Origin of the sequence: Specibacter sp. AOP5-B1-6, assembly GCF_052376555.1 — a bacterium.
In the GTDB taxonomy this organism is placed as follows: Bacteria; Actinomycetota; Actinomycetes; order Actinomycetales; family Micrococcaceae; genus Specibacter.
The window spans coordinates 23,830-36,312 of record NZ_JBQSVT010000039.1; the positions used below are offsets into that span (position 1 = coordinate 23,830).

Consider the following 12,483-nt stretch of genomic DNA (forward strand, 5'->3'; position numbering starts at 1 on the left):
TCCCCTAAAGTACCGCATCGCCACCGGTACCCTTGGTTGTATGAGCATTGAACCGTCACCCCAAGCCATGAAATCCGCCACCGCGGCCAAGAAGCTGGGCATCCACCTGCCCGCAGCCCCCGCAGAATTCCAAGAGAATGCGATCAGCCGGGAGGAATTCAAGGTTCTGCAGGAGAATCCTCCGGCCTGGCTTGAAGAATTGCGCCGCAGCGGACCCCACCCGCGCCCCGTAATTGCGCAGAAGCTCAACATCTCCATTGGCGGGCTGAACCGCTCAAACATCACCGAGGCACTGACGACGGCGGACATCACGACGCTGCTGCAGGCTCCACCCGCGTGGCTCGTTGAGGAGCGCGCAGTCCACGCCAAGGCCCGCGCCGAGGCCAAGCTGGCGAAGGAGCGCGAGGCGGCACGCCGCCCGAAGAGGTAGAGCGCGTCCGCTGATTCCAAAAGGGACGGCGTTTGCGCATTCGGCGGGTGGTCCACGACTCGCCATTTGCGCAAACGCCGTCCCTTTTCGCACGCTGCCCTCGCGGCCCTCACACCGGTCAGGGGTTGTAGGGCTGGCTGGCCTTGCTGAGGACCTCGCCCTTGAAGAACTCCGGGTGGCGCCGGTACATGAGGAACATCAGCACAGCGCCGAGCGCGATCACGCCGGCGCCGAGGATGAACACTAGGCCGAGCCCGCCAATGTTGGATCCTGAGCCGTAATCCGGGTCCATGGAGTCGTAGGCGGTCTTGCAGAACATGACCAGCAGGATCACGCCGCCCACCAGCGGGGCAAGGAACTTGAAAAGGAAGTTCTTGACTCCGTGGAACGCCTCGGCACGGAAGTACCAGACGCAGGCCAGCGCCGTGATGCCGTAGTAGAAGCAGATCATCATGCCAAGTGCCGTGATGGTGTCCCACAGGGCATTCTCGGACAGGGTCCTGGTGATGATGTAGAAGCCGGCTGCGGCGATGGCGGCCGCAACCGTGGCGTAGCCCGGTGACTTGTGCGTGGGGCTGATCTTTCCGAAGCTCTTTGGCAGGGCGCGGTAGTGGCCCATGGACAGCAGGGTCCTGGCCGGTGAAACAAACGTGGACTGCAGCGATGCAGCCGAGGAACTCAGAATGGCCAGCGACATCAGAATCGCGAACGGCCCCATGACGGGTCCGGCCAGGACGGCAAAGATGCTTGCCTGGTTTTCCGGGTTTCCGGCGCCCAGCCCCGTGGTGCCGATGCCGGCGAAGGACAGGGTGGCCAGCGAAACAGTCATGTAGATGAGCACAATGACGATGATGGTGACCGTGGCGGCCCGACCCGGGGTCTTCTTCGGGTTTTTTGTTTCCTCGTTCATGGTCAGCGTGACGTCCCAGCCCCAGAAAATGAAGATGGACAGGGAAACACCCGCCGCGAACTGGGAGAACGATTCCACGGCGAAGGGGTTGAACCAGTCGGCCTGGATGGTGGTGGCGTCAAACGCGGTGCCGTTGGCCACGTGGGTGAAGGCGGCGACGGCGAACCAGCCCAGGACCAGCAGCTGGAACGCCACCAGGATGTACTGGAACGACTTGGTGGTCTCCATGCCGCGGTAGGAAATCCAGCACGCACCGGCAATGAACACCATGGTGGTGGCCAGGTTCAGCGGCAGGTTGCGCGTCAGGTCGGCCAGCGAAGGGTTGGAAAAGATCTGCGCCAGCATCAGGTAAAAGAAGTCGACGGCCACGGCTGCCAGGTTGGACAGCACAATGATGGTTGCCGCAATCAGCCCCCAGCCTCCCATCCAGCCCAGCCACGGGCCAAAGGCGCGCGTTGCCCACGTGAAGGAGGTTCCGGCGTCGGGCATGGCATTGTTCAGTTCGCGGTACCCGAGGGCAACGAGCAGCATGGGAATGAAGCCGACCAGGAAAATGGCGGGCAGGTGCACGCCCACCTCGGACACCGTGGGGCCCAGGGCCGCGGTCAGCGTGTAGGCCGGTGCGATGCAGGAGATGCCGATGACGACGGCGCCGATCAGTCCCACGGAGCCGGCCTTCAGCCCCTTTTCGCTCAGGCCGTGCTCAACAGTTTTAGGCGTGCTCATTTGGGTGCCTCCGTGGTTTCGGGCGCAACGATGGGAAGTGCCGTGGTGTGGAAAAGTTCCTCGGACAGCGGCACGTAATTGCGCGGCACCACGATCATCGGCACCGGCAGGGCGCGCAGGATGCGGTTGGCGGTGGCACCGAGAAAGATGGACTTGTTTTGCGCCAAACGGCTGGAACCGATGAGCAGAATCTCGCCCTTTTTCCAGTCGAGCGCGTCCACGGCGTCTTCAATGGAGCGGCCATGCCCAACGACGACGTCGACCCGGAGTTTGTCGAAATCGTCGGCTTCCACGCCTTGACTGGCTTCGGCAACGGCGCGCAGGTGCGCTTCCGCGTCGTGGACCGTGGCCTCCGACTCGCCCGGGCCCAGCGCCACCAGTGAGACCAGCCGAAGCGGCAGCTCCCGGCGCCTGGCCATGGCGATGCCGGTGCGCAGCACGTCCTCGGCGCCGGCCCGGGTCCCCAGTGCGCAGGTCAGGCGGGTAATGGGCCTGGTGCGGCTGTAGCCCGACGGCGCCAGAACCACGGGAAGGGTGGAGGCGTGCAGCAGCGCGCCCGCCACCGAACCGATGGAGAAGCGCTTGAACAGGCCGGTGCTGCTGGCCCCAATGACGAGCAGCACGGCGCCAAGTTCCTCGGCTGCCGCAATGAGCGCTTCGGCCTCGGATTCGCCGCGGCGGATGTGCGCCTGTGCCTGCACGTCGTCGGGAATGAGGGCCAGACCCTCGTCGAGCCATTCCGACACCTGCCTGGCCAGGATGTCGCCGAAGCCGGCCACGGGCGGATAGACCCCGTTGTAGGGCGAATCCTGGGGCATCACCATGACCAGGTCCAGGGTGGCGCCCTGGCGGCGGGCCAACGCCACTGCCAGGTTGACGGCGTCGCCGCCACGGGCGTTGGCTGCATATCCAACTACATACCGCATAAGGGTCCTCCTCAGGACGTCGTTGTCGGGGGAACTGCTGGTCGGGGGAATTGCTGGTCGGGCTTGTTACGCCAGCTCGGCGATGAGCTTGGCGGCGGTGAACTGGCCCATGCGGACCGCGCCGTCAACGTGCTGGTAGCCTTCGGCGGCCAAATCGGAGCAGGACCAGTGGATGGGTCCCACGGGGGTGAGCTGGTCGGCCGAGTAGCGGTGCAGGCCGCCCAGGTCGTAGCTGGCGGCGTAGGCGCCGCGGGTCCACTCCTCCGAGCCCCAGTCGGATTCGTAGTAGACCACCGGTTCGGCGGCGGCGTCGCCAAGGAATTCGGCGAGCGATGCCGTGATCTCCTTCTGGCGCTGCTCGGCAGTGAGGGTGAAGGCGTAGTCGGCCTTTTCGTCGGAGATAAAGCCCACCAGGGTCCCGCGGGGGTCCTCATGGTTCGTGTTGTCGTACACCTCCTGCACCAGCGAGGAGGCGCTGAAGCCGGTGCCGGAGAGCCCGTCTTCGCGCCAGAACGGCGTCTCGTAGACGGCATGGACCTTGATGACAAAGCCCAGCGACTGGTGCTGGTGCATCTGGTGCTGGCGGCGCGGCAAGGGCGGGTCAAAGGATACCCGGCTGTACAGGTTCGGCGGGACTGCCATGACCACACGCTTGGCCGTCACGGTGACGCCGTCGGCAATCACGGTGGCGACGTAACCGCCGTCGTTCTCTGTCCAGCGGACGGTGCGGGCCGGGGAGTTCAGGAAGACGTCCCCGCCCAGCTCGGCGGCGATGGCAAGGGAGACGCCCTGCATGCCGCCAACCACGCGCTTGTCGAGGATGAAGTTGTCGTCCACGAGGTTGGTGAAGGAGCCGGCGGAGGAGGCCATGAGCACGGCCTGCAGTGCGGAGAACGCGTGGGCGGGCTTGGTCAGCATGCCGCCGGCGATGAACAGGCCGATGTTGTTGCAGGCTTCCTCGTTGCCGGACTGTTCGCGCAGCCAGTGGTGGAAGGAGATGATGTCCAGTTCGCGGGCCGCCGGGTGTTCCCACGGCCTGGCGGGGTCCATGGCGGCGGCGAGTTCGTCAAGGGTGTCGATGAGTTTGTTCATCTCGACCTCGGTGTCGGCGTCGACGGGGAACATCTCACCGGTGTAGCGGGTGCGGGTGCCGTCGGGGGCAATGTAGACGCTGTCGCCGTCCCGGTAGCGCGGGTAGGTGTCCAAGCCGAGCTCCCCGAGCAGGCCGATGAGTGCCGTCTGGTCCGGGGAGACCCACTGGCCGCCGATTTCCAGCCAAGCGCCGTCGATCGTGTTGGACCAGGTGCGGCCGCCAACGCGGTCGCGGGCCTCGACCACTGCCACGCTCAGGCCGGCCTTTTTCAGCTCACGGGCCGCTGTCATGCCCGACGGTCCGGCGCCGATGATGACGACGTCGCGGTCGATGCTGGTGCTCGCTGTTGGGGTTGCTGCGTGGGTTGCTGCGGATGTCATGTGTCCCTCTCCTGCGAAGCGCCTGTGGTGCCCTTCACTAAATGAATGCCGTTCATTTAGAATAGACTGTAACTGACATCACCACCCTTCGTAAAGAGGTGGGCGAATAAATTTGTGCCCGCCGGGGCCGGAACAAGGAGTGCGAGCATTGGCGTCACCCGCAGAAGCGCCCAGACAAGTGCGACGCCGGGCAGGCCGCCCGCCGCAGGCACTGCTCAGTTCCGCCCGGATCACCAAGGCGGCGCTAAAGCTTGTCAGCCACGACGGCTACAAGGGGCTGACCATGGCGGCGCTGGCCAAATCATTGAATGTGGCTCCTTCCGCGCTGTACAACCACGTGCGCTCCAAGCAGGATGTGCTGTTGCTGGTGGAGGACCACCTGATGGGCCGGGTTGACGTGTCGGCCTTTGCCGTTGAACCGTGGGACGCCGCGGTGCGCATCTGGGCGCGTTCCTATCGTGACGTTTTTGCCTCACATCTGCCGCTGATTCCAGTCATTGCGCTGCTGCCGGTGACCAATGCCCCTGAAACCATCACCATGTACGAGGCAGTCACCCATGGCTTTCTGGGCGCCGGCTGGCCGCCGGAATCCATCGTTGATGCAGTGGTGGCCCTCGAGTCGTTTATCTACGGATCCGCCTACGATGTGAACGCCCCGGCGGATATTTTCGACGCCGGTTCGCGTGCACCCGAGGCACCAAATTTCAGTGACGCTGTCGCCCGCCGGGGGCAGTCCGGTTCGGGAGCCGGCGCGGAAGCTGCCGCAGGCCCCGCCGTGGACCGCGAGCCGCGCAATGACGCAGACGCTGCCTTCACCCTGGGCCTGACGGCGATGATCGCGGGCCTCGCCGCCACTCTCGGACCGCGGGACTGAAGCCCAAACTGCGGGCGCGGCGGGTCCGGGGGTTTTGGCATCCTTCCTGCCTGCAGTTGCAACGTCCGACGGCGTCCGGCCCACCAAGGTGTGCCGGACGCCGTCGGACGTTGATGCGTTAGTGGCTAGTCTTCCGCGTGCGTTGCTCCCAGGAGGTCCCGCACCCTGCTTGAGATCTCAGCGAACTCAGGCAGCGCCAGCGTTTCACCAAAGTCCCTGTCGTTGCCGAACGGGACGTCGATGATCTCCTGGATCCGGCCCGGCCGCGGGCTCATGACGACCACCCTGTTGGCCAGGTAAATGGCCTCGGAAACCGAGTGCGTCACCAAGATGACAGTCGTGCCGGTCTCCCGCCAGATGCGGTGCAGTTCGATGTTCATCTTCTCGCGGGTCAAGGCGTCGAGCGCCCCAAACGGTTCATCCATCAACAGCACATCCGGCTCGTGCAGCAGCGCCCGGCACAGGGACACGCGCTGTTGCATGCCGCCCGAAAGTTCATGCGGAAGCGACTTTTCAAAGCCCGTCAGCCCCGTCATGGCTATCAGTTCGTCCGCCCGCTGATTGGCCTTGGTGCGATCCATGCCGCGCATTTCAGCCTGCAACAGGATGTTTGCCCGCACGTTCCGCCATTCAAGCAGGGCGGCGCGCTGGAACACGTACCCGATGTCCTGCCGCGGGCCCGTCACCTCGGATCCACGCAGCTTGACCGAGCCGCGCGTTGCCCGGGTCAGGCCGGCCACGACCTTGAGCAACGTCGATTTTCCGCAACCGGAAGGTCCGGCGATGGAAACAAATTCGCCTTGCCCAATGGTCAGTGAGGCATCGCCCACCGCGACTACGCTGTGCCCCCGCTTGGAAGAGAAGGTGACGTTGAGGTGCTCAATTTCAACCACGGGTTCCAAATGAGTCTTGGATTTCTCCGGTGACAGTACTGTCATGTCAGATCCCTACTTAGGTGCGAATGCTGCGTTGAAGTACTTGCTGGTCTCCCCCTCGGATTCAAGCAATCCGGCGTCGGCCAGGGTCTTGATGGTGGCATCCCAGTCCTCATCCGCATTGACGCCCGGCTTTTTGCCCTCGGTGTTCGGGGTCGTGAGCAGCTTGATGGTTTGGTTCCACTGTTCGATGACGACTTCCTGGGCGGGGATCTGCGGATCCTTGCCGTCCATCGACTTGGCAGCATCTTCGGGGTTCTTGATTGCCTCTTCGAAGGATTCGGAGACCGCCGCGACCATGGCTGTGGCCAGGTCCGCGTTCTTCTCCAGGAAACCGTCGGAGGCAACCAAACCGTTGGAGTAGAAGTTCACGCCGGCATCCGAGTAGCGCAGGTAGGTCATTTCCTTGCCGCTCTTGGCTGCAATCGTGGGGCCTTGGTCATGGGCAAAGCCAATCAGGCCGTCAACCTTGTTGGACAACAGAGCCGCCATTTTGCCGGCCGCATCAAGGTTTTGCTGCTTGACGTCGCCCTCTTCCAGCCCGGCCGCCTTCAGGAAGATCGGGAATGTGGTGGTCGGGGCGTCACCGGCGGACACGGCAATGGTCTTGCCCTTCAGGTCAGCGGGCACCTTGATGCCGGATTCGGTGAAGACCTGCACCGCGGATGGCGTTGTCTGCAGGAAAACGCCAATGCTCTTAACCTTCACCCCCTTGTCAATGTTGGCCAGCAGCGCGGGGGTGTCGGCCCAGCCAAAGTCGACCTGGTCCTGGCCTGCGGCCTGCACAGTCTTGGTGGATCCCTGGCCGGCCTTGATGGTCAGGTCAATGCCGTGCTTCTTGAAGATGCCTTTCTCCACCCCGTAATACAGGGCAGCGTGCTCACCGTAGGGGTACCAGTTGAGCATCAGTGTCGCCGCGGTGGTGCCTTCGGCGCCCGGCTCTGTTTTGGCGGCATCGTTGCCACCGCAAGCGGCAAGCCCCAGTGCCGCCGCGGCAGCCAGCGAAGCGGTCAGTACGGACCGACGTGAAACATTCATGATTTTCTCCCGATCGTGGCGCTTGGCCGATGGTGGCCTTTGGTGGTGCAACGTTGAACTACTGGTGAAATGTTGTGCCGGTGGTCAGGCTGCGGTTGCGGCGGAGCCCGTGATGCGCCGCGACGAGTGCCACGGGATCAGGAACCACTCGGCAATTTGAATCAGGGCGAAGAGCAGCACACCCATAAGGGACATGATGATCAACGCTGCGAAGAGCATCGCCGTGTCGATGTTTCCGTTGGCTTGGAGGATCACATATCCCAAGCCTTCGTTGGCTCCCACAAACTCACCGACCACGGCACCGGTGACGGCAAGGGTGGCAGCAATCTTCAAACCCGAGAAAAGCTGCGGCAATGACGCTGGCAGGCGGACCTTCAGGAAGGTCTTGATGGAGCTTGCACCCATGGTGGAGGTCAGCTCCAAAATTTCCGGGTCAACGGACTTCAATCCGGCCATGCCCGAAACGACAATGGGGAAGAACGCCATGAGGACAGCAACCACAATTTTGGGTTCCATGCCGAAACCCAGCCACACCACAAACAAGGGGGCCACGGCGATCTTGGGGATCACCTGGGCGAAAAGGATCAGCGGATACGCCGTCTTTTCGACAGTTTTGGAATAAATCATCATGACCGCCACCAATTCGCCGACAACGACGGCGATGGCGAAACCAATGACAGTTTCCACGGTCGTGACCCAGGTGTGACCGCCCAGGTAGACTGCGTTATTCGCCAGTGCGTCCCATGTGTCCCCCGGGCTGGGCAGAATGTACGGCGCAACCCAGCCGTTTGCAGTGACAACCCACCAAGCGACAAACAAGATGGCGACAAACACCGCGGGCCGCCACAGTTCAACCAGCCAGCCGAAAGCCCTGGACGGTTTCCTCAGGCGTGGTGCCGTGGGCGTCGGCTTGCCGGCATCATCCACCGGCGGCTTCTTTACCTCGCTCGCAAGTTCCATTACTTAAAACCCTTACTTCATCGTGAGGACTGTTGATGCCCCCGCCACCCGGAAACACTGCCGGGAAAGCGCTGTCCCATTAGGAGAGACCTTAGGTGGGGAACATCACAGATGTCAATCTCCCATCTTCGAACCACGCCATGTCCGGCGCCGGCCGAAGTGCCCGGGCGCGTCCGCCGATTCCACAAGGGACGGCGTTTGCGCATTCGGCGGGTGGTCTGCGACCCGCTTTTTGCGCAAACGCCGTCTCTTTTCATCGGCTGGCAGCATTGCCCAATCCAAACAGCAGATAACGCGGCTTTGCCCGAGGAAAAAGTGCATCAACTGCTGTTTCGAATCAGCATTGCCCAAAAGGCCGCCTCCCGCCCCGCCTGCCCCGTCTGTGCCTTCCGAGACGTGCCACTAGCCACACGGGGCCGACAACCCTAGGCTGAAACCACACGCGCCGCGACGGGACGCGTACACACACGGTCAGGAGACCACCATGGGATTCAGCATCAGCAACACAGCACTTCGACTTGTTTCCGGAGCCTTCATACTCAACACCGGGATTGGCAAACTCAGCCTCACCGAGGAACAAGCTGCGGGACTGCAGTCTTCTGCGCAACGGGTCATCCCCCAGGCGGCGAAGCTGACGCCCGAACAGTTCGGCAGCGGTTTGAGCTTTTCCGAGATTGCGCTGGGCTCCCTGATCCTGACCCCGTTCATCCCCAGCCGCTTGGCGGGAATGGCCCTCGGCGTGTTTTCCGCAGGAGTGCTGGCCACCTACCTCAAGGCTCCGGGCATGACCGAGCCCGGCAGCGTCCGTCCGACACCGGCGGGCACGGCCATGGCAAAGGACGTCTGGCTGGCAGGCATTGCCGTGGCGCTGCTGTTCCATCGCAAGCGCCAGACGCGGACAAGCTGAGTCCCGCCACGCCGTCGGCGGCACCCTGCGAACAGACCCGGGGAACAGATGCCGCCCAACCCACGACGACGAACAGGAAGCGGTGAACTTTCGGCTGACCCAGCCCTAGTCAGAAACGCTCCGCGGTGGCAGGCTTGGACAAAGGCCTTCTGGGGGTCCTCGCCCTGAGCAGCAGACACGCCCCGGAGGACATCATGGAAGCAGCAGACAGGCCCGCCCCGGACCATAGGCAAGGAAGATCGGGGCCACAGCCGGACCTTTCGTCGTTGCGCCGGGCACTGTCCGGCTCCTTGCATGAACCCGGGGAGCCCAGGTACGCCGAGCTGGCCACGCCATGGAACACGGCAGTGGCCACACATCCTGCCGCCGTAGTGGCGGCCGCGAATGCCCAGGACGTGGTGGAAGCGCTGAATTTCGCCGCCGCCAACGCCATGCCCGTGACCGTCCAAGCCACGGGACACGGCATTGCCACCGACATGGCAGGGGCGCTGCTCATCCACACCGGAGCACTTGATGAGTGCACCGTCGACGCATCCGGGGACGGCGCGGGCACGGCCCGCACAGGCGCCGGCGTCGCGTGGAAAGCGGTCCTCTCCGCCTGCGAGGGCCCCGGCCTGGCCGCGCTGTGCGGGTCCTCTCCCGGCGTCAGCGTGGCCGGCTACACCAGCGGCGGTGGCATCGGCCCCATGGCACGGACGTTTGGTGCCGCCTCCGACAAGGTGGTCTCCATGGACGTGGTGACCGGCGACGGCGTGCTGCGCCATGTCACAGCCGACTCCGAACCGGATTTGTTCTGGGGCCTGCGCGGCGGCAAGGGTTCGCTGGGCATCATCACCGCGCTGGAATTTGAGCTGCTGGCACTGCCGCGCATCTACGCCGGGGCACTGTACTTTGGCACCGCGGACGTGGAAACGGTCCTGCGCGCCTGGGCCCAGTGGTGTCCCACCCTGCCCCTCGCCGCCACCACCTCGATTGCGTTGATGCAGCTTCCGCCCATGCCCGGCGTGCCCGAACCGCTGGCCGGACAGTTCACCGTCGCCGTCCGTTACGTTTTCACTGGAAACGCGGACGACGGCGCCAGCTGGCTTTCGCCGATGCGCTCGGCTGGGGTGCCGCTCATGGATACCGTGGGACTCATGCCCTCGTCAATGATCGCTCTGGTGCATGCCGACCCCGAGGATGCACTCCCGGCCGCCGAAGGTTCAACGCTCCTGACGGATTTCAGCACAGCAGCGGCCGACGCCCTGCTCGAGGTGGCCGGACCTGACAGCGCATCACCGCAGCTGATGGTGGAAATCCGGCAGCTTGGCGGATTGCTGGGACAAGAACCGGAGGTGCCCAGCGCCGTGAGCCACCGGGAAGCCGGGTTTTCGCTGTACACGGTGGGGGTGGCCGGACCGCCGGAGCTGCCGCGGATCAGCGAGCACTCGTCCGGACTGCAGGCACATATGTCGCCGTGGGCATATGGCGGCACCTTGCCCAACTTCTCGGCGGGCACAGGCAATGCCGGATTTGCCGCAAGCTACACGGCCCCGGTGCTGGAGAGGCTGACTGCCCTGGCGGGACAGTTTGACCCGGACCGCTTGTTCAGGCTGGGGCAGGTGCCCGCGCGGTAAGCTCGGGGTGGGCCGGCCGCGCCGGCCTGCCCCTTCAACTCCCGGGAGTCAGCCTTGTCCACCCTGCACGGCGCCGACCCCGCCACGGCAACACCCCGCCAAGCCGGCTCCAGCAAAAAGAACCAGCCCCTGACGCCGCGTGCAACAGCGATTCTTGCCCGGGACGACGTCGTGCTTCACGACGGACGGCTGGCACTTGTCAATGGCGCCACCAACAGTGGACCGCTGACTCCCCGCGAGGCGATGGTTGCCGACCTCCTGGCTGTGCGGCATGTTTTGGATGCATGCGCCATTGAGTACCTGCTGGTGCGCGGCAACGATGAACGCCCCGTGCTGGCCATCGACAGCTCCCTGCGCGAGCAACTTGAAGGGGCGCTGGCCGGAGCTTTCGCCAATGAGCCGTTCCATGCCCGCAGCGTCGACACCAAAAAGTCCACTGTCCTGATTGCCGATGGATCGTTGGCCGCCTCCAGCCGAACCAGGATCGTCCGACTCTTCCGCCCCCGCGTTGAACCGAAGGGTGGGCTGCACTACGGCGCAGCCTGGGGTGTGCAGATCGAGCTGTGGTCCTTCACCGACACACACATTGACCTGCCGTTGGAAAACTCGCTCACCCGGCGCAGCGTTGACCGCCGGGATGCCACGCACAGCACGGTGGATCTTTATGGGCAGCGCTGGCCAACGATTGAGAACATGTTCATCGACCATGTCTTTGACATCCGCTTTGACATTGACATGGTGTTTTCCTGGGTCGATGGGAGCTCTGCCGGTTACCAGGCAGCCCGGCGCGAGCTTGAGGCCGGCGCCCTACTGGGCGAAGGTGACGATCACGAATCACGGTTCCGCCAGGTGGACGAACTTAAATATGCCCTGCGTTCGGTGCATATGTTCGCGCCGTGGATCAGGCACATCTACATTGCCACCGACTCCCCGGCTCCCGGGTGGCTGGCCGACCATCCCAAAGTCAGTCTGGTCCGCAGCCACGAACATTTTGCCGATCCGTCGGTTCTGCCAACCCACAACTCCATGGCCGTGGAATCGCAGCTCCACCACATTGCCGGGCTGTCCGAGCATTTTCTGTATTCCAACGACGACATGTTTTTTGCTCGGCCGCTGTCACCTGAATTGTTCTTCACGGCCGGTGGCATCACTCGTTTCATGCTCTCGCCCAACCGTATTGGGCTGGGCGAAAGCGAAGTGGTCCGCAGCGGTTTTGAGAATTCCGCCAGGGTGAACCGGCGCCTGCTGTGGGAGCGTTTTGGGGCGTTTACAACCCATCATCTGGAACACAGCGCAGCACCGTTGCGCAGGTCGGTTCTGGCCGAACTGGAACAGGAATTTGAATCGGAGTTTGCGGCCACCGCCGCCAGCACTTTCCGGGCCGCGGACAATATTTCAGTGACGAACTCGCTGTACCATTACTTCGCGCTCCTGACGGGGCGGGCCGTAATGCACAAGGACGCCCGGGGCGTTTATGTGGACACCGCCAGCACGGCGGGACTGGTGTCGCTTGACCGGGTCCTGGCCCAACGAAACAACGACTTCCTGTGTCTCAACGACGGCAGTTCCGGAGACGCAACATCCACGCAACGCCGCGAACAAGTCGTTGATTTTCTGGAAAAGTATTTTCCTTTCAAGGCCCCCTGGGAAAAATAGTCGCACTTGAGGTTGTTCGGGGGTCGTTTGTG

General features: G+C 63.6%; 11 protein-coding genes. 5 read left to right on the forward strand and 6 right to left on the reverse strand.

Annotated elements, in window-relative coordinates; genetic code table 11:
- Positions 1–67 precede the first annotated feature (67 nt).
- Positions 68–430 (forward strand): DUF5997 family protein, encoded by a 363-nt coding sequence (locus ACT3TS_RS16000; protein ID WP_444532525.1) that lies wholly within the window; start codon positions 68–70, stop codon positions 428–430.
- A 118-nt stretch (positions 431–548) separates the two neighbouring features.
- On the opposite strand, the gene ACT3TS_RS16005 is transcribed toward ACT3TS_RS16000, so the two are convergent.
- From ACT3TS_RS16005 to ACT3TS_RS16015, 3 genes are all read right to left on the reverse strand, one after another.
- Positions 549–2,066 (reverse strand): APC family permease, encoded by a 1,518-nt coding sequence (locus ACT3TS_RS16005; RefSeq protein WP_444532516.1) that lies wholly within the window; start codon positions 2,064–2,066, stop codon positions 549–551.
- Complete coding sequence (locus ACT3TS_RS16010) at positions 2,063–2,992, reverse strand: universal stress protein (RefSeq protein WP_444532517.1); 930 nt, start codon at positions 2,990–2,992, stop codon at positions 2,063–2,065. The genes ACT3TS_RS16005 and ACT3TS_RS16010 overlap by 4 nt, the downstream gene beginning before the upstream one ends.
- 66 nt (positions 2,993–3,058) lie before the next feature.
- On the reverse strand, positions 3,059–4,465 hold the full coding sequence (locus tag ACT3TS_RS16015) for a flavin monoamine oxidase family protein (RefSeq protein WP_444532518.1): 1,407 nt from the start codon (positions 4,463–4,465) through the stop codon (positions 3,059–3,061).
- Between the two features lie 148 nt (positions 4,466–4,613).
- Here ACT3TS_RS16015 and ACT3TS_RS16020 point away from each other — a divergent pair, with 148 nt between their 5' ends.
- The gene (locus tag ACT3TS_RS16020) at positions 4,614–5,339 is read left to right on the forward strand and encodes a TetR/AcrR family transcriptional regulator (protein ID WP_444532519.1); all 726 of its coding nucleotides are present in this window, start codon (positions 4,614–4,616) and stop codon (positions 5,337–5,339) included.
- A gap of 125 nt (positions 5,340–5,464) precedes the next feature.
- On the opposite strand, the gene ACT3TS_RS16025 is transcribed toward ACT3TS_RS16020, so the two are convergent.
- From ACT3TS_RS16025 to ACT3TS_RS16035, 3 genes are all read right to left on the reverse strand, one after another.
- Entirely contained in the window at positions 5,465–6,277 is an 813-nt protein-coding gene (locus ACT3TS_RS16025) for an ABC transporter ATP-binding protein (protein ID WP_444532520.1), read from the reverse strand.
- Positions 6,278–6,286: 9 nt separating this feature from the next.
- Complete coding sequence (locus tag ACT3TS_RS16030; protein WP_444532521.1) at positions 6,287–7,312, reverse strand: ABC transporter substrate-binding protein; 1,026 nt, start codon at positions 7,310–7,312, stop codon at positions 6,287–6,289.
- 84 nt (positions 7,313–7,396) lie between these two features.
- Positions 7,397–8,272 carry an ABC transporter permease gene (locus ACT3TS_RS16035; RefSeq protein WP_444532522.1) on the reverse strand — a complete coding sequence of 292 codons (876 nt, stop codon included), beginning with the start codon at positions 8,270–8,272 and terminating at the stop codon, positions 7,397–7,399.
- A 484-nt stretch (positions 8,273–8,756) separates the two neighbouring features.
- Here ACT3TS_RS16035 and ACT3TS_RS16040 point away from each other — a divergent pair, with 484 nt between their 5' ends.
- The 3 genes from ACT3TS_RS16040 to ACT3TS_RS16050 all read left to right on the forward strand — a co-directional run bounded on the left by ACT3TS_RS16040 (position 8,757) and on the right by ACT3TS_RS16050 (position 12,451).
- Positions 8,757–9,179 (forward strand): hypothetical protein, encoded by a 423-nt coding sequence (locus ACT3TS_RS16040; RefSeq protein ID WP_444532523.1) that lies wholly within the window; start codon positions 8,757–8,759, stop codon positions 9,177–9,179.
- Positions 9,180–9,526: 347 nt separating this feature from the next.
- Positions 9,527–10,795: an FAD-binding oxidoreductase gene (locus tag ACT3TS_RS16045; RefSeq protein WP_444532524.1), complete on the forward strand. Its 1,269-nt coding sequence runs from the start codon at positions 9,527–9,529 to the stop codon at positions 10,793–10,795.
- Positions 10,796–10,924: 129 nt separating this feature from the next.
- Positions 10,925–12,451: a stealth conserved region 3 domain-containing protein gene (locus ACT3TS_RS16050; protein WP_444532526.1), complete on the forward strand. Its 1,527-nt coding sequence runs from the start codon at positions 10,925–10,927 to the stop codon at positions 12,449–12,451.
- The last annotated feature ends 32 nt before the right edge of the window (positions 12,452–12,483 follow it).

What these genes read in the sequence shown, in the direction of transcription:
- ACT3TS_RS16005 (WP_444532516.1), bottom strand. Translation starts at nt 2,066, where the DNA reads ATGAGCACGCCTAAAACTGTTGAGCACGGCCTGAGCGAAAAGGGGCTG.
- ACT3TS_RS16040 (WP_444532523.1), top strand. Translation starts at nt 8,757, where the DNA reads ATGGGATTCAGCATCAGCAACACAGCACTTCGACTTGTTTCCGGAGCC.
- ACT3TS_RS16010 (WP_444532517.1), bottom strand. Translation starts at nt 2,992, where the DNA reads ATGCGGTATGTAGTTGGATATGCAGCCAACGCCCGTGGCGGCGACGCC.
- ACT3TS_RS16035 (WP_444532522.1), bottom strand. Translation starts at nt 8,272, where the DNA reads ATGGAACTTGCGAGCGAGGTAAAGAAGCCGCCGGTGGATGATGCCGGC.
- ACT3TS_RS16000 (WP_444532525.1), top strand. Translation starts at nt 68, where the DNA reads ATGAAATCCGCCACCGCGGCCAAGAAGCTGGGCATCCACCTGCCCGCA.
- ACT3TS_RS16025 (WP_444532520.1), bottom strand. Translation starts at nt 6,277, where the DNA reads ATGACAGTACTGTCACCGGAGAAATCCAAGACTCATTTGGAACCCGTG.
- ACT3TS_RS16030 (WP_444532521.1), bottom strand. Translation starts at nt 7,312, where the DNA reads ATGAATGTTTCACGTCGGTCCGTACTGACCGCTTCGCTGGCTGCCGCG.
- ACT3TS_RS16015 (WP_444532518.1), bottom strand. Translation starts at nt 4,465, where the DNA reads ATGACATCCGCAGCAACCCACGCAGCAACCCCAACAGCGAGCACCAGC.